Annotated in this window: 16 protein-coding genes and 1 tRNA gene; 7 read left to right on the top strand and 10 right to left on the bottom strand. The window is 54.8% G+C overall.

The genetic code is table 11. The features are described 5' to 3' along the window. The coding region (locus ABWO67_RS07060) for an ATP-dependent helicase (RefSeq protein WP_353149513.1) at nucleotides 1–1,337 on the top strand (1,337 nt) is incomplete at its 5' end. A gap of 126 nt (nucleotides 1,338–1,463) precedes the next feature. On the opposite strand, the gene ABWO67_RS07055 is transcribed toward ABWO67_RS07060, so the two are convergent. The 3 genes from ABWO67_RS07055 to ABWO67_RS07045 form a co-directional block, all read right to left on the bottom strand. Continuing rightward, nucleotides 1,464–1,697, bottom strand: coding sequence for a hypothetical protein (locus ABWO67_RS07055; protein ID WP_353149511.1), 234 nt, complete (start codon nucleotides 1,695–1,697; stop codon nucleotides 1,464–1,466). Nucleotides 1,698–1,872: 175 nt separating this feature from the next. Beyond that, nucleotides 1,873–2,604: an enoyl-CoA hydratase-related protein gene (locus ABWO67_RS07050; RefSeq protein WP_353149508.1), complete on the bottom strand. Its 732-nt coding sequence runs from the start codon at nucleotides 2,602–2,604 to the stop codon at nucleotides 1,873–1,875. After that, nucleotides 2,601–3,581 (bottom strand): NAD(P)H-dependent flavin oxidoreductase, encoded by a 981-nt coding sequence (locus tag ABWO67_RS07045; protein WP_353149505.1) that lies wholly within the window; start codon nucleotides 3,579–3,581, stop codon nucleotides 2,601–2,603. The genes ABWO67_RS07050 and ABWO67_RS07045 overlap by 4 nt, the downstream gene beginning before the upstream one ends. 172 nt (nucleotides 3,582–3,753) lie before the next feature. Here ABWO67_RS07045 and ABWO67_RS07040 point away from each other — a divergent pair, with 172 nt between their 5' ends. Further along, nucleotides 3,754–4,974 carry a CaiB/BaiF CoA transferase family protein gene (locus ABWO67_RS07040; RefSeq protein ID WP_353149502.1) on the top strand — a complete coding sequence of 407 codons (1,221 nt, stop codon included), beginning with the start codon at nucleotides 3,754–3,756 and terminating at the stop codon, nucleotides 4,972–4,974. Further along, nucleotides 4,971–6,497 (top strand): 3-hydroxyacyl-CoA dehydrogenase, encoded by a 1,527-nt coding sequence (locus tag ABWO67_RS07035; protein ID WP_353149499.1) that lies wholly within the window; start codon nucleotides 4,971–4,973, stop codon nucleotides 6,495–6,497. The genes ABWO67_RS07040 and ABWO67_RS07035 overlap by 4 nt, the downstream gene beginning before the upstream one ends. Nucleotides 6,498–6,564: 67 nt before the next feature. Here ABWO67_RS07035 and ABWO67_RS07030 read toward each other — a convergent pair whose 3' ends face one another. Beyond that, complete coding sequence (locus ABWO67_RS07030; protein WP_353149496.1) at nucleotides 6,565–7,506, bottom strand: c-type cytochrome; 942 nt, start codon at nucleotides 7,504–7,506, stop codon at nucleotides 6,565–6,567. Between the two features lie 254 nt (nucleotides 7,507–7,760). On the opposite strand from ABWO67_RS07030, the gene ABWO67_RS07025 reads away from it, so the two are divergent. Next, nucleotides 7,761–7,835 (top strand) — tRNA-Arg (locus ABWO67_RS07025). Between the two features lie 67 nt (nucleotides 7,836–7,902). Here the strand turns inward: ABWO67_RS07025 and ABWO67_RS07020 are convergent. The 5 genes from ABWO67_RS07020 to gshA form a co-directional block, all read right to left on the bottom strand. Next, on the bottom strand, nucleotides 7,903–8,454 hold the full coding sequence (locus ABWO67_RS07020) for a cupin domain-containing protein (RefSeq protein WP_353149493.1): 552 nt from the start codon (nucleotides 8,452–8,454) through the stop codon (nucleotides 7,903–7,905). A 30-nt stretch (nucleotides 8,455–8,484) separates the two neighbouring features. After that, nucleotides 8,485–9,813 (bottom strand): fumarylacetoacetase, encoded by a 1,329-nt coding sequence (fahA, locus tag ABWO67_RS07015; protein ID WP_353149490.1) that lies wholly within the window; start codon nucleotides 9,811–9,813, stop codon nucleotides 8,485–8,487. A 2-nt stretch (nucleotides 9,814–9,815) separates the two neighbouring features. After that, nucleotides 9,816–10,787, bottom strand: coding sequence for a Bug family tripartite tricarboxylate transporter substrate binding protein (locus tag ABWO67_RS07010; protein ID WP_353149518.1), 972 nt, complete (start codon nucleotides 10,785–10,787; stop codon nucleotides 9,816–9,818). Nucleotides 10,788–10,833: 46 nt separating this feature from the next. Then, entirely contained in the window at nucleotides 10,834–11,580 is a 747-nt protein-coding gene (locus ABWO67_RS07005) for a TetR/AcrR family transcriptional regulator (protein WP_353149488.1), read from the bottom strand. 150 nt (nucleotides 11,581–11,730) lie between these two features. Then, nucleotides 11,731–13,299 (bottom strand): glutamate--cysteine ligase, encoded by a 1,569-nt coding sequence (gshA, locus tag ABWO67_RS07000; protein WP_353149485.1) that lies wholly within the window; start codon nucleotides 13,297–13,299, stop codon nucleotides 11,731–11,733. Nucleotides 13,300–13,386: 87 nt separating this feature from the next. On the opposite strand from gshA, the gene ABWO67_RS06995 reads away from it, so the two are divergent. Beyond that, nucleotides 13,387–13,872 carry a hypothetical protein gene (locus ABWO67_RS06995; protein WP_353149483.1) on the top strand — a complete coding sequence of 162 codons (486 nt, stop codon included), beginning with the start codon at nucleotides 13,387–13,389 and terminating at the stop codon, nucleotides 13,870–13,872. Here the strand turns inward: ABWO67_RS06995 and ABWO67_RS06990 are convergent. Continuing rightward, nucleotides 13,757–14,071: a helix-turn-helix domain-containing protein gene (locus tag ABWO67_RS06990; RefSeq protein ID WP_353149480.1), complete on the bottom strand. Its 315-nt coding sequence runs from the start codon at nucleotides 14,069–14,071 to the stop codon at nucleotides 13,757–13,759. The two genes, ABWO67_RS06995 and ABWO67_RS06990, sit on opposite strands and share 116 nt — an antisense overlap. Before the next feature lie 221 nt (nucleotides 14,072–14,292). Between ABWO67_RS06990 and metX the strand changes: the two genes are divergently transcribed. Both metX and metW read left to right on the top strand, forming a co-directional pair. Further along, on the top strand, nucleotides 14,293–15,534 hold the full coding sequence (gene metX / locus ABWO67_RS06985) for a homoserine O-succinyltransferase MetX (protein WP_353149477.1): 1,242 nt from the start codon (nucleotides 14,293–14,295) through the stop codon (nucleotides 15,532–15,534). After that, the gene (gene metW / locus ABWO67_RS06980) at nucleotides 15,531–16,142 is read left to right on the top strand and encodes a methionine biosynthesis protein MetW (protein WP_353149474.1); all 612 of its coding nucleotides are present in this window, start codon (nucleotides 15,531–15,533) and stop codon (nucleotides 16,140–16,142) included. Before metX ends, metW begins: the two co-directional genes overlap by 4 nt. The last annotated feature ends 11 nt before the right edge of the window (nucleotides 16,143–16,153 follow it).

The raw sequence follows: 16,153 nt of genomic DNA, 5'->3' as shown, positions 1-16,153 counted from the left end.
TGACGACCGATTATCCAGCGCTGAAAATCATCAAGCTGGAACAGAATTATCGATCAGTGCAACGCATTTTGTCGGCTGCCAATCAGGTAATCAGCAAAAATCCAAACTTGTTCGGCAAGAAGCTGTGGTCGGATCTGGGCGTGGGTGAACCCATACAGGTCACGCCCATGGACAGTGAAGAAGCAGAAGCTGAATCGATTGCCGTGCGCCTGTCTGCCGCACGCTTTGAGCGGCAGGCCGAGTGGCGCGATTTTGCCGTTCTGTATCGCAGTAATCAGCAAGCTCGTACGCTGGAACAAGCCTTGCGCAACCTGCGGATTCCCTACACGATATCCGGCGGACAAAGCTTTTTTGAAAAGCCTGAAATTCGGGATATTCTTGCGTACTTGCGCCTGATTGCCAATGACAACGATGATCCAGCGTTTATTCGGGCGGTAACGGCGCCGCGCCGCGGCATAGGGCAAGTTACGTTGCAGACGCTGGGGCAGTTCGCTGCTGAACGACAATTGTCGCTGTTTGAGGCAATTTTCGAAATTGGCGCCACGGAACGCCTGGCAGCCAAGCAACTCGAACCATTGCAGGTTTTCGGAAGCTTCATTCAGCGTATCCAGGCACGTTCGGGCCGCAAGGATACCGCGGTGCGAGTCATGCCGGGCAGTGGCGACTTGTTTGGCGCCGATACCGCAGCAGGCCCCATCGGCGTGGATGGGGCTAAAAGCGACTCGGCTGGTGCCATCCTCGATGACTTGCTTAATACGATTCAATATGAACGCTATCTATTCGATATCCTTGAGGAGCGTCCTGCCCAGACACGTTGGCATAACGTCATGGAGCTGGTGGGCTGGTTAAAACGCAAGGCTGAAGAAGACGGTTTGACGCTGTTGCAGTTGGTGCAGCATGTGGCTTTGGTTACGATGCTGGAGCGATCTGAAGATGAAGATCCCGATGCGGTCAAGCTGTCGACCTTGCACGCATCCAAGGGGCTCGAGTATCCGCATGTTTTTCTGGTGGGAGTGGAAGAGGGGCTGCTGCCTCACCTTGGGCGCGACGAAGACGATGCCGATCCAGCCACGGCGGCAGATACCCTGGCACTGCGCATACAGGAAGAGCGCCGGTTGATGTACGTTGGCATTACCCGTGCGCAACGCAGCCTGCATCTGACCTGGTGCAAAAAGCGCCGCCGGGCGCGCGAGGATGTCGTGCGCGAACGTTCTCGCTTCATCGAGGAAATGGGTTTGGCGGAAGTCACCATGCAAGAAGACCCCGCTACGCAAGCGCTTAGCCCTAAAGACCGCCTGGGTATGCTTAAGGCATTGCTGAATAAAACGCCGCCGTAAGTCTTCGCGTTGCTCGGCACAATAAAAAACACCATTTAAGCTTGCTTAAATGGTGTTTTTGTACAGCGCTGCCACCGTCCTGCCAAGGGCCTGCGGGCCCTTGATCTAGCGGCATCTACATGCGTTTTACCACTGCGAACGTGAGAAGTGCGCGTCTTTAGCACGTGCTTCGTCCAACGCATGGTTCAGTTCAGCCATGTAGCTGGTGAAGGCGATAAAGCCTGCTTTTACGCTAGCTGCTATCTTTTTTGCCACGGACACGATCGACACCGACTCGCCATTGCTTAATGCATTGCGCATCAGGTCGCGTTCCAAAGAATCACTAAAGCGGCTGGACTGGTTGTAAGAAAGATCCGACATAATTAATCACCTTTAAAAGAGCGTTGTGCTGATGTTTTTAATTATAGGGTTAACCCTAGGATAAAGCCAGGGTAATTCTAGGGTAAACCCTAATATGTCGGAAATAATCCTTAATAGTGTTGAAAGTGGTGTTTATCTACCACAAAATGTCTGAATTTACAGGGACTTAACTGATTTACCGTTCAAAAAAACGTTGAAAGGCAGCTTGGGCTTCGGGCGATTGCAGGCGTTCATTGAAATGCGTGCGCTCGGTATCAAAGGTTTGCATCAGTTCGGCGCGACCTGGCTCACGCAGCATCTGTTTGGATATTCGCAAGGCTTGGCCCGGCTGTTTCGCCAGCACCGTTGCCGTCTCCTGGGCCATGCTCAATGCCTGGCCAGCAGGAGCAATAGCAGTAATGAACCCGCTGTCGCGCGCTTCAGTAGCGTTGAATGGCTTGCCCAACAACAGCCACTCGGCTGCGCGGCGAGCGCCGACCAGCCGGGCCATTTGCGTACTGGAACCGCCCTCCGGGCAAAGACCCAACGACACGAATGGCATTTTGAACAGGGCGCTGTCGCCGGCATAGACAAAGTCGCAGTGTTGCAGCAGCGTCACCCCAATACCAATGGCGTGCCCTTCGACGGCGGCAATGACAGGTACATTGATATTTGCCAACGTGCGCAGGAAAGCCAGCGCGGGGCTGTCCTCTGCACTGCGGTGAGCTTGAAATTCGGTTAAATCGTTCCCTGCGGTGAAGCATTCGCTAGTCCCGGTCAGGATGACGGCATGGCAAGCCGGATCGGCTTGCGCACTTTGTAAACCTTGGTCCAGCGCATGGTACATGGCGCTGGTCAGGGCGTTACGCCGTTCGGGGCGGGCTATGGTCAGGGTTAGATAGTGTTCTTCTTTATGGCTGACTATCATATGTGTGCTCCTGCGAACGAATCATTAAGGGACAAGCAGGCTTGGTGATACTCCTGCTTCAGCTTATCGACGATGTGTTCGACCGACAAGACGCTATCTATACTGCCGACGCCTTGACCCGCACCCCATATGTCTCGCCATGCTTTGGTGCGTGTGCTGCCGAAGTTGGTGCCGTCCGGATTGGCGACAGGCAGGTTTTCCGGATCTAGTCCGGCGGCGGCAATACTGGGCTTGAGGTAATTGCCGGGTATGCCTGTGAAGAACGGCGTATAAAGAATGTCGTTGGCCTGTGCCTGGACCAGCATTTCTTTATAGTTGTCTTGGGCCTGTGCTTCGTGGCTGGCGATGAAACGCGTGCCGATGTAGGCGAAGTCGGCGCCCATTGCACGGGCCGCCAGCACATCCTGGCCGCGGCTGATCGCGCCGGACAACGCGATGGGGCCATCGAAAATTTTCCGAACTTCGGCTAAAAGGGCGAACGGGCTGAGTGTGCCGGCATGGCCGCCGGCGCCCGAGCACACCAGTATCAGTCCATCCACCCCTGCGTCCAGTGCCTTGCGAGCGTGACGCATAGTGGTCACGTCATGGAAAACTTTGCCGCCCCACCCGTGCACGGCGTCGACCACATCGTTGGGCGCGCGCAGGCTGGTAATGATTAGCGGGACTTTATGCTCGGCGCACACCGCCATATCTTCAGCCAGACGGTCGTTGGACTTGTGAATAATATGATTGATAGCGTAGGGAGCAATAATGCGATCGGGCTCCTGGCGCTTAAGCTCGGCCAGCGTCGTTTCGATCTGCGTGAGCCATTCTGCAAGCTTGCTTTGGGGGCGTGCATTCAGGGCGGGCATGGAACCAATGATGCCGCTCGCGCATTGCGCAATGACAAGCTCTGGGCCTGAAACAATAAACATGGGTGCCGAAATAACAGGCAGAGAAAGGTTTTGATAGAGCTGCGTTACGGTGGTGCGGGGCATTCGTCGGGTCTCCGGAGTTGCATTGTTATGCTGCGTCGCAGGCGGCGCGTGGCTTGTCAGTCATCATATTCTAGGGCCAAATTGGCCGCCTGATGAGACATCCTGGCATACATGCCAACGCGGGTTCGCCATATGAGGCAAAATACCGCTTTATTTGCCGAATAAGCTGCTCATGTCTTTACGTCCTGCTCCTCTTACCGGAATTCGTGTACTTGATCTTACTCGTGTGTTGGCCGGTCCATGGTGTACCCAAAACCTTGCCGATCTCGGCGCCGAAGTCATCAAAATCGAACGGCCTGGCGCCGGAGACGATACGCGTGGATGGGGCCCTCCCTATGTAAAAGATACCCACGGCAAAGACACGACGGAAGCGGCTTACTATGCGTCGGCCAACCGCAACAAGCAATCGGTTGCGATCGATATCGCCACTGAACGCGGCGCTGCCCTGGTGCGAGAGCTGTCCAAACAGTGCGATATCCTCGTTGAAAACTTCAAAGTCGGTGGGCTGCGCAAATACGGGCTGGACTACGACAGCATCAAGGCCGTCAACCCGGCGCTGATCTATTGTTCCATTACCGGTTTTGGCCAGACAGGGCCTTATGCCAGCCGCCCGGGGTACGATTTCATGATTCAGGGCATGGGCGGCTTGATGAGCATTACCGGCGAGCGCGATGACTTGCCCGGTGGCGGTCCGCAAAAGGCGGGGGTGGCTGTGGCTGACCTGATGACAGGAATGTATTCGACAGTGGGTATTCTGGCGGCGCTGCACGAGCGATCCCGCAGTGGGCTGGGCCAGCACATTGATATGGCATTGCTGGATTGCCAGGTGGCAATGCTTGCCAATCAGAATCTTAACTACCTGACTACGGGCGCGGCGCCCAAGCGCGCCGGGAATGCGCACCAGAATCTGGTGCCTTATCAGGTATTTGCCGCCGCTGATGGCCATTTGATTGTTGCCGTGGGCAACGATAGCCAGTTCAAGGCATACTGCCAAGTGATTGACCGGCCAGCGTTGTCTGATGACATACGTTTTAGAACCAACTCGAATCGCGTGATTAATCGCGAAATACTGATACCTATATTGACCGATGCCATGAAAACCCGGGATCGGGATTATTGGCTGGCCGCGCTGGAGCGCGCGGGTGTGCCCGCAGGCCCAATCAATACCATTGATCAGGTCTACCAGAACCCGCAAGTCAAGGCGCGCGGCATGTTGCAAACATTGCCGCATGCTTCCGCTGGGCAGGCCCCGGTCGGGGCGAGCCCATTGCGCTTTTCCGATAGTCCGGTCAATTACCGCCATGCCGCGCCCTTATTGGGCGAACATACCGAGCAGGTCCTGCGCGAACGCCTGGGCCTGTCTGATGAAGAAATCCAGGAGTTGATGCAATGAAGAATATCAAGACCATAGGCATAGTCGGCGCGGGCGCCATGGGGCGCGGAATTGCCCAGATTGCTGCGCAGGCGGGCTTTGATGTCCTGTTGTTCGACCTGAACGCCGATGCGGTTGCCGCGGCCAGGACGAACTTAAGCCAAATGTGGGACAAGCTGGCGGCAAAAGGGAAAATCACGACCGAGCTTGCCGCGCAATCGCTTGACCGGGTGCAGCCCTGCAAGGATTTGCAAGCGTTAAGCGTTGCCGACCTGGTGGTCGAGGCCGTCGTCGAGCGGCTGGACGTCAAGTGCGACCTGTTTCGCCAGCTTGAAGGCATTGTGTCTGCCGATTGCATCCTGGCGTCCAACACCTCATCGTTGCCGATTACGGCTATTGCCCAGGCTTGCGAACGCCCGCAGCGCGTGGTGGGTTTCCACTTCTTTAATCCCGTTCCACTGATGAAAGTCGTCGAGATTATCGACGGATTGCGTACAGACCCGCTGGCGGGCGACGCCTTGATGGCTGTTGCACGAGAAATGGGCCATACTCCAGTGCGCGCCAGGGACATGCCGGGCTTCATCGTGAATCATGCCGGCCGAGGCATGAATATCGAAGGCCTGAAGACAGCCCAGGAATCGGTGGCGCCATTCTTCCAGATAGACGCCATCATGCGCGAGCAGTGCGGATTCCGGATGGGGCCATTCGAGCTGCTGGATTTGACCGGGCTGGATGTTTCGCACGCCGTGATGGAATCTATTTATCAACAGTTCTACGACGAACCACGTTTTCGCCCTTCGCCGATTACTGCTGTGCGCAGCGTAGGGAAACTGCTGGGCCGTAAAACAGGGCAAGGCTTTTATGCCTATCCCGATGGTCAGAAGCAGGTTCCTGCGGAGCCCGTCGTTCCCGCATTGCCACAAGGCCTGAAAGTCTGGCTGGCGCCTTACCATTCGGTCGGACATAAGCGTGCCGCTGCGTTGCTAAAGGACTTGGGCATCACCGTTATTGCCGCCGAAGCCCCGCCAGCCGATGCATTGATCATCGTCACCCCTTATGGGGAAGACACAGCCAGCGTGGTCGGCTCGCATCAATTGGATGGGGAGCGTACGGTTGCATTGGATACCTTCTTCGGCCTGGAGCAGGGCAAGCGCCGCGTACTGATGACCTCGGCTGCGACCTTGCCTAAGTGGCGCGATGCAGCATACGCCTTGTTTGCCAGCGACAACACACCGGTTTCGGTCATTGAAGACTCGGCAGGCTTTGTCGGGCAGCGTATTGTGGCGACCATTGTCAACGTAGCCAGCGATATTGCCCAGCAGTCTATTGCGTCGCCGACGGATATCGATCTTGCCGTGTCGCTGGGCTTGGGTTATCCCAAGGGTGGCCCGTTATCCATGGGTGATTCGTTGGGCGCAGCCCATGTGCTGGAAATCCTGCGGACCATGTTCCGCGTTACCGGCGACATGCGTTATCGCCCAAGCTTGTGGTTGCAACGACGCGTGCAATTGGGCTTGTCCCTGCGTGCCACCGCGCAGTCATAGTTCCCCTATCCGCCAGCCACAAAAAAACCGCCAAGTCAGGCGGTTTTTTTGTGGACAGTGAATCCGCTTATTTGGCGGCGTTCACCATATATTCAACTGCAGCGGTCATTTCGGCATCGGAGGCTTGTGAGCCGCCGCGCGGAGGCATGGCGCCTACGCCGTGGATGGCATTCTTGACCATGGTGTCCATGCCGGTAGCAACAAATTTTGCCCATGCCGCTTTGTCGCCAAATGCAGGAGCGCCAGCAACGCCTGTGGCGTGGCAAGCGAAGCAAACAGATTTGTAAAGCTTCTCGCCGGCTGGATCAATGGTTGCTGCTGCATTAGCGGCTGGCGCGGTAGCAGCAGGTGCTGCAGCAACTGCTGGGGCAGCAGCTGCGGGTGCAGGAGCTGGCGCAGGAGCAGCGGCTGGTGTGGCAGGCGCTGCGGGTGCGGCAGCGGCGGTGTCAGCGGGTTTGTCAGCAGCCTTGTCGTCTGCGGGTTCCGCAGGCTCGTCGAACGATGCGCCCGATTTGTTGGCGATATAGACTACGGCTCGCTCGACTTCGAAGTCGCTAAGCGAAGGATTGCCGCCTTTGGGAGGCATGGCGCGGATGCCGTGAATGGCATTCTTAACCATATCTTCGTAGCCGGCCTTGACGAACGGAGCCCACGCAGCGGTGTCGCCGATTTTAGGCGCGCCCGCTACACCAGCCGTATGGCAGGCAGTACAGGTTGTATCGAAAACCTGTTGGCCAGTTTTGAAGACTTTGGGCGCGTTAGCGTCGACCAGGCTGAAACCGGCGACTGGCTTGATGCGCGATGCAATAGCCTCAGGCGATTGCGCGTCGGATCCCGAGCCCATCTTAGTGGTGGTCATGACTAGATTGATAAGCAACACAATGACCAGAATCGGCACGATGAACGCGAGGATCACGGTTACGATAAGTTGCTTGGGCGTTTTGATGGGCCCTTCGTGCCCCTCATGTCCTTCGATGTTCACTTCAACTTGTTCTTCTGTGTTATTCATAATCGAATCCTGCGTGTTCCTAGTCAGAGGGCGCCAAGGCCTGAATTCTGTATGGGTATACGATTTGTACGGGCCCCTGTGCATGCATATGCGAAGGGCTTGGGGCCACTCGAATTAAGGATTATAACGAGACTGTCGTTTAAGTGCATGAAAGTTGATTCTTCTCAAGATCTACGCGAGTTTAGGGCTTGAAAAACAAGGGATATCTTGTTTGCAAAAAAACCTCGCATAAACACGCTACAATGACGACCCCCGCGCCCGTAGTTCAATGGATAGAATAGGAGCCTCCGAAGCTCTTGGTACAGGTTCGATTCCTGTCGGGCGCGCCAGAATCAGAAATAAATAAGGCAGCCAACTGGCTGCCTTATTTATTGTTCGTAATCCGTGGATTCTTACTCAGTTATTTCGTTGGCTCTGGCCATCCAGCAGAATGAAGGCAATTCTTGCGGGCTCACTTGAACGGTTGCTCCACCCATGGTTCGTGCCACGTTGGATAAGAACGTCGCCGGCCTGCATGGTCACTTCCTCTTCATCCATAATGGCTACAAGCTCACCCGCCAGCAAAATGGCGTAGTCGACTGTATCTGTCGTGTGCATGCCAGGGTGTTGGCCTGGTTCGGGGGCATGCTGGGCATCGGCAAATAATTTGCCGAAACTTGCCTTCATCGCCCGTTCGCGTTCGGCTGGATCCTTAGGTTCGGGGGGGATATCGATAATGCGGATTACCGAACCGTTTTTTGGGGGGAGTACTCCGCTAAGACCAGCGACAATGTCAGGCCCGTTAATGTCTGCGGGAGCGGAGTCGGTTGCCCATAAGTTGGTAACGCGATATCCGGGTCGTTCGGCTACAGTGCGCACAGAGGGCGAGGTGCCATCTTCAATAATTCGTGAGCGGCCGGTGTCATCTATGCCGGTGAGTATTCGGCGAATTGGTTTTGTGATATCCATCTACATTCCTTTAAGTTTGGATTGATGTAATTAAGGCTGGTTCGACACAATTCGCCCTGTGCACTCGCCGAACCCGATTCCTGTGTATCCATCGCGATGGCAACGACCTCTCAAGACGATTTCATCGCCATCTTCCAGGTAGCCTCGCGTTTCGCCATCCGGCAACTGCAACGGCTCTTTATTGTCTGCAGTAAGTTCAAGCAGGCAGCCCAGGTCTTTATCGGACGGGCCCGATACCGTGCCAGATCCCAGTAGGTCTGCTGGTAGTAAACTGCAGCCGTTCTCGGTGTGATGCGTGATCATTTGAGCCACGGTCCAATATTGGTGTTTATAAGCAGGACGGCTGATCGTATGTTCTCGCGCCTTCGAGCGCATGCTGTCGGTACGCAAAATCGCCTCAAGGGAGATATCGATGCCTCCCATTTCTTGATTCCTGCGGGAGACCAGATTAGACACGGGCGGGGGTGCCTCGCCATCGCGCTGAACGGCAGCGCATCTAAATGGCGCCAGCGCCTCCATCGTTATTACCCAGGGCGAGATAGAGGTTAGAAAGCTCTTGGCCAGAAAAGGCCCAAGAGGTTGGGCTTCCCATCGCTGCACGTCGCGTGCCGACCAGTCATTAAGCAGGCAAACCCCGAAAATATGTTGCTCTGCGTCTTCGATTGAAATTGGCTTGCCCAACGTGTTGCCTTGTCCGACAAAAATACCCAGCTCCAGCTCAAAGTCGAGCTTTTCCGTGGGCGCATAGACCGGGATCTCGGAGCCGTTGTTAAGGACTTGCCCACGGGGGCGTGAACATGGGGTCCCGCTGACTCGGATAGAGGAAGCTCGGCCATGGTATGCAACCGGCAAGGTATGGAAATTCGGAAATAAAGGATTCGCTGGACGAACCATTTTTCCAGTATTGCGCGCGTGATGAATGGAAGTAAAAAAATCTGTGTAATTGCCTATCCGTGCAGGCATGTGCATAACGGCGTCGCGTTGTGGTACGAGACATGCAGCGAGATTTTTCTCTTGTGACGAGCCAAGACGAAGCGCGCGGGACAGGGCAATACGAATTTCTTTTATTTGGTCCTTGCTCAGGGCCATCAGATCATTGAGCGCGTCCTGTCGGCAGGCGCAAATTACCGATTCAGGAAGGCCAGGTAAAGGCCCGCGGGCAATAGCAGCGTTCAAATCCAGTATTTCTGTACCAATGGCAACACCAATACGTTTACGAACATCTAAGGCTGTGTTGAATATTCCAAAGGGCAGATTCTGAATGGGGAAATCTGATTCGGAGCTATTAGCCGAATTGACCCAGCTCTTTATTGCGGGATCGTGGGTTTCATCAAGGCTTGTGAAGGTTGCCGCGCCCATTTCTATTCCTTCTCGATATTCAGTTCGCGAGTCAACTCTGCGTTTTCTTTGTAGGTTGCTTGGAGTCTTGCTTTGAATTGGGCGGCCGAAAGATAGGCTGGAACCTGCTGCAGATTTGCTGATGCGTCAATGAAAGCCTTCGATTCGACTATTGTTTGGCATAGGCTCTCCAGTTTTTTCACAATGGGTTCGGGCGTACCGGCGGGCACATAGACTCCATTGAGGCCTGGCGTGGTGGCCGGGTATCCCAAGTCGCTCATTGAGGGCGCCTCGGGTACAGCGGGATGGCGCTTGTCCGCTAGAACGGCGAGAACTCGGAGGTTCTTGCCGCCCAAAGAGGAGATGGCGGGCGCTCCAAAATCTACATGCCCTCCTAACAAGTCGGGGAGCATCTGGCCATCGCCACGGTAGCCAATGCCGTTTAGGGTAATGCCAAGAGACTTTTCGATGGCGCTGACTGAAAGGTGCGGGACGGAGCCGGGACCAGCATGACCATACGATACGCTTCCCGGGCTGGTTTTGGCTTTTTCAATTAAGTCTTGTAGCGACCGGATAGGCGAGTCGGGCCTGACGGCCAGCGCAAATACGTTCTCGAAGACTTGGCAAACCGGCTCTATTTGCTCAGGTTTGAATGGCATCTTGCTGACAAGAAAGGGAGCATTCGTTAATGCAGAGGCGGGTGAGAAAACAACGGTGTAGCCATTGGGTTGCGCATGGGCCAGAGCCGAGAAACCTATGGTCCCGCCACCTCCTGGGCGATTGACGACGACCCATTGCTGTTGGGTAAGCTTGGAGGCCTCTTCTGAGAACGCGCGGGCCATGGCGTCCACGCCGCCGCCTGCGGCATAGGGAAGAATGACTTCTAACCGTTTGTTTGGGTAGAGATCAGCCGATGCCGCCATAGATACTCCCGGACAAAGCACCGCAATGACGGCTATTCCCGAGAGTGCTTTTAGAGGAAGGGAAGCAAGCATTTTTTGCACATTTATCTCCTGTTGCCTTGAATAAATTGAGATGGTTCTAGTTCTTTATTGAGGTGTGGGCTGTAGATGGAATAGGCGCTTGTATTGCTCCGACAAGAAAATGACGGAGCGCTTCGGCCATCCTTTTCGTATCGGCCGCATCAGCTTGGCCTTGGGATAGTCGGGAGAGACGATTGGCAGTGGAATTGTCAGTGACCGTGAGTACGATCGAACTGACCATGAAGACATAGCGCCAGTAAAACTCTTCTCGATTCAGGGACGGGCATGTTTGCGCCATCGCGTCGATAAAGCATGTTGCCATCGGGTCAAAGTGATCCTCGATGATGCGATTAGTCGCCGGCGTTGGCGCTATGCGATGTCGCAGAATCATCTGTGCAAGTAAAGCGCCACTTGGACGAGAGGCGGCATCAAAATAGGGGCTCATGAAGATTTCTATAATTTCTTCGAGGCGGTTCGGTGTACTGTCACCCCGTCCCATCAACGCTTCAAGTTCCGAGGTGCGATCGGAGTTGACCTTGCTTGCAAGCGTTTCGAAGACTGCGTCTGCTAATCCTTCTTTGCTTCCAAAGTGATAGTTGACCGAGGCGACGTTGACGCCGGCGCGTGCAGTCAATTCCCGAAGGGTGACCCTATCTACTCCTTTTTCTCCGAACAATTCAATGGCAGCGTGGATGATCCTGGCTCTGCTATCCATTTCTTCTTTAGGGGGCTTTTCTGCATCCGACATGGCTTTTCGTCTTAAATCTGAAAGTGAGTTCGGTGTCGATTGTATTTTTAAACGCATGTTTTAATCAAGCGTTTAAATTGCCTGTTTTAATGCTTGTGAAGGGTGGGCCGGCAAGAGGCATTGTGATCAAAAACAAACTGCCCCCAAAAGTTGAACTTCAACTTTTGGGGGCAGTTTGTAATGTAATTGCGGTTTTTTGTTCCTGCGCTACTCGCAAGGCTGCTTCAGCGCCGCATGATACCGAGCCACATAGCTGGAAAAGTCTTCCGTATCGCCATCTTCCAGACGCTTTTGTTCTACGAACGAATCATCGACGGCTTGTTGGTAGTCTTGCAGCGCAGCGCTGCTTAAGCTCTGGGCACGCAAAGTGTCGCGGTGCTGCAGGCTTTGTTTCAACGAATAGTCATGAAGATTCAAGCCCTGATCGCGCATATCTTGCAGCAACAGGGCGGAAGGCGTTTGCGTGCTGTCCTGGATCTTGATGCGTTGCTCGGCCAGGGCTTCGGCATATTGCGTACCGCCATGTGCCGCATCCAGCTGTTGTGCGTAGGGTATGAGCTTTTCAAGCAGTTCCTGGCCCCAGTCTTCAAGTGTTATAGGTTTGTTCTGCTTTATTAGTATCAGGCCAGGTTTGCGTCCTTCCTTCACTGTCAGGCCGAAGTTGTCGTGGCTGTCGCTACAGTACCCGTTGTTGGGGAATAGGGGGCTTTCGTCGGTGGCGCAAAATAACAGGAACGCGTCCATGAAGCGGCTGGTGGCGGGTGAAATGCCCACAGGGGAAGTGGGGTCGATATCCAGGCAACGCACCTCGATGTATTGCACGCCTCGTTGCGCCAGCGCGGTTGCAGGCCGTTCACATCGGCTAGTGGTGCGTTTTGGACGGATGTTGGAGTAGAACTCGTTTTCGATTTGCAGAATATTGGTGTTCAGTTGTATCCATTCGCCATTACGATGCGTGCCGATTTTTTCATATTCGGGCCATGGCGTGGTAACGGCGCTAAGCATGCGGGCCAAAAAGGTGTCCAGATCGTTGTAGCAAAGCTGCAAATCGGACTGTGCCTTGTTTTGGTAGCCCAGGTCGCTCATGCGCAGGCTGGTGGCATGGGGCAGGTAAAGGGTGTCGGAATCGAACTCGTGCAATCCGTGGGGGCCGCCGCGCATGAAGCTTTTCGAGACGGCGGGCGAAGCGCCGAACAAATACATAAGCAGCCATGAATAGCGGGTGAAGTTGCGGATCAGGGCCAGGTAGCCTTTTGATCTTTGGTCTTCCGGCGAATTGCCCTCGATGCCGATAAGATCCCACAATGGATCAGGCAGCGAAAAATTGTAATGTACGCCCGCAATGCATTGCATGGCTTTGCCATAGCGTTCGGCCAGGCCGCGGCGGTATACGTGCTTGAGCATCCCGGTATTGGATGTGCCGTACCAGGCGATGGGTATTTCCGCTTCAGCCGGCAGCAGCGCCGGCATGGATTGGTTCCATATCAATTCGTGTTGCATTTGCTGCGCCACGAAACGATGAGTGTCTTCCAGTTCTTTAAGCAGGCCTTCTACGGACTCGTGGGTGCCCGTGATCAGTTCGAGCAGCGCTTCGGAGTAATCGGTGGTGATCCGCGGATTAGTTAACGCGCTACCCAGTGTGTTTGGGTGCGGTGTCTTGGCCAATACGCCTTGCTCATTGACACGCAGGCCCTCTTTTTCGACACCGCGTAAAATGCCTTTCAGTACATAGGGATGTTGGCCGAGCGAGGTGAGGCGTTGGTTGCTTAAGGTCATTACGAGGTATCTTTATAGAATAGAGGTCTTTGTCGTTGCCGATTTTACCCGAGGGGTCAACAGTTGATACGTATTGGATTGATAGTAATGTTGTCGTGGTTGCTGATGGCATGCACGCCCAGCTATAACTGGCGGGAGGTAAGCCTGGCCGATGGGGCGGTGAAAGCCTTTTTCCCCGATAAGCCGCTTACCCAAGAGCGCCCGCTTAATTATTCCGGACATGAGTTGCGCTTCAGCCTGACTACGGCCACCGTTGACGAAGCATTGTTCGCGGTAGGGTACGCGCCGTTGCCTGAGGCGTTGCGCGGCGCTCCGGAAAAAACGCAGGGATTGGCGTCAACGATTGTGGCATCTTTGTATCAGAACATGGGTGTGGAACCGCCAACCCAGCTTCCGGAACTGGGCAAGCCATTTACCATTGAAGGGAAGTCCCAGCAGGGGCCAATGCGCATGCGCGCTACGGTTTGGCTGACAGATCATGCATTGATCGAGGGAATTGTGATGGCGGGTCAGGCGCCATTTCCGGAGCAAGAGGCAGATGAGTTCCTGCGTGGCTTGCAAGTGGCTCGGTAAGTGCTGTCAGCAGCCCCATTCGGAAGATTGAGGTGATTGCTGCTTGCCGACTATGCACGTTCAGTTTGCGGCAGGCATTATGTATATGGAAGTTGATGGTGCGTTCGGTCAACCCGAGAATGACGCCCATTTCCCAGCTTGTTTTGCCGACGGCCGCCCAGCGTAAGCATGTTAATTCCCGGTCGGTTAGCGGTCTCATGCGCCATTACCCCTTGCTTGGTCAAAGTATTTGATACATTTACTCATTAAATGTATCAAATATTATCATTTATGCTGGATATAACCCGCTTACTCGTCGGGTTATTTACGGTTTGCCAGGACGCAGCCTTTTTGCAACAATGATAAAATCATCTTTCGACAGAGCGCCGATTTGCTTGATCTGCTTGCGGGCGCCTCATAAATCCAGCTAAAGAGGTCCTTATGGCCGCTATTTCCGTACCTGAATTTTCTACCGACGTTTCAACTTCTACCCCCATACCCGTGCCGCCCGGTTCCGTGGGCCTGGTTTCTCCCCAGTTCATTACCTTTAACGAACCCTTGCGTTTGACGAGCGGGCAGGTATTGCCTAGCTACGAGCTTGCGGTAGAGACCTATGGTGTCTTGAACGCCCAGCGTAACAATGCGGTGCTGATCTGCCATGCCTTGAACGCCTCGCATCACGTAGCCGGGATATCGGCTAGCGATCCCAAGGATATCGGCTGGTGGGACAATATGGTAGGGCCTGGCAAGGCCGTGGATACCGACAGGTTCTTCGTTATCGGCGTAAATAATATTGGCTCATGCTTCGGGTCGACAGGCCCGGCCAGCATCAATCCTGAAACAGGGCTCCCTTGGGGCGCGGCTTTCCCCATGCTGACTGTGGAGGACTGGGTTCAGGCCCAGGCTCGCCTGGCCGACCATTTCGGCATATCCAAGCTGGCGGCTGTCATGGGCGGTTCGCTTGGCGGCATGCAGGCACTGAGCTGGGCCATAACTTGCCCAGACCGCATAGGGCATTGCATTGTGATTGCCAGCACGCCTCGGTTGTCGGCGCAGAATATCGGCTTTAACGAAGTTGCCCGTCGTTCCATCATTAGCGATCCCGATTTTCATGGGGGCAACTATTACGCCCAAGGCTGCGTGCCTAAACATGGCTTGTCGGTGGCGCGTATGGTGGGGCATATTACCTACCTGTCGGATGACGACATGGCCGAAAAATTCGGCCGCACCCAGCGTGCGCCCGCCGATAACGGCGAATTCCATTATGGCTACGATGTCGAGTTCGAGGTCGAGTCTTATCTGCGTTATCAGGGCGAAAAGTTTTCCACCTATTTTGATGCCAACACCTATTTGCTGATCACGCGTGCGCTGGACTATTTCGATCCGTCACGCAATCACGGTGGCGACCTGGCCCGCGCGATGGAAAGCGCCAAGGCTGATTTTCTACTGGTTTCGTTCAGTACCGACTGGCGGTTTCCACCAGCGCGTTCGCGTGAAATCGTGCGCTCTTTGCTTAAGAACAAGCGTGCGGTAACCTACGCCGAAATCGACGCCCCCCACGGCCACGACGCGTTTCTGCTGGACGACGCGCGCTACCACGCTGTGGTGCAAGGTTATTACGACAGGATCGCCGCCAAGCTTGGGTTGCCTGAGCGTACCCAGACAAAGGGGGTCTTAGCGTGAGCCAAGCCAACACTGCGCCCAAGCATGTACGGGCGGACCTTCAACGTATTGCCAGCTGGATCGAGCCCGAAAGCCGGGTATTGGACCTGGGTTGCGGCGACGGCACCTTGCTTGCCTATCTGCAAACTAACAAAGGTGTTACCGGTGCGGGCGTTGAGTTGAACGACGAACTGGTGATTGCGTCGGTGCGCCGAGGAGTACAGGTCATCCAGCAAAACCTGGAAGAGGGGCTTGCGCTATTCGATGATCAGCAGTTCGAAACAGTGGTGTTATCGCAAACCTTGCAGTCCATGCACCATACCGAACATATCCTTCGGGAAATGGCGCGTGTCGCCCGCTTTGGCATTGTGTCGTTTCCGAACTTCGGTTATTGGCCACATGGCTGGTCGATTTTGTCGGGCCGCATGCCGGTAACGGGCGAGATGCCTTACCAGTGGTTCGATACCCCCAATATCCATTTATGCACGCTCAAGGATTTCGAGGATCTGGCCTTGGCGCTAAGACTGCGTATTACGCATCTGGCGACATTTAATGGCAACAGGGAAGTCAAACTGCTGCCGAGTTGGCGCAGCACCCTTGCCGTCTACCGTTTCGAGTCCATCGACTAAAGAGGCCAGTC

Origin of the sequence: Pollutimonas bauzanensis (assembly GCF_040393045.1) — a bacterium.
GTDB classification, from domain to species: Bacteria; Pseudomonadota; Gammaproteobacteria; order Burkholderiales; family Burkholderiaceae_B; genus Pollutimonas; species Pollutimonas bauzanensis_A.
The sequence above is the reverse complement of the archived record's forward strand: the minus strand, read 5'-3'. Positions and strand labels throughout refer to the sequence as shown.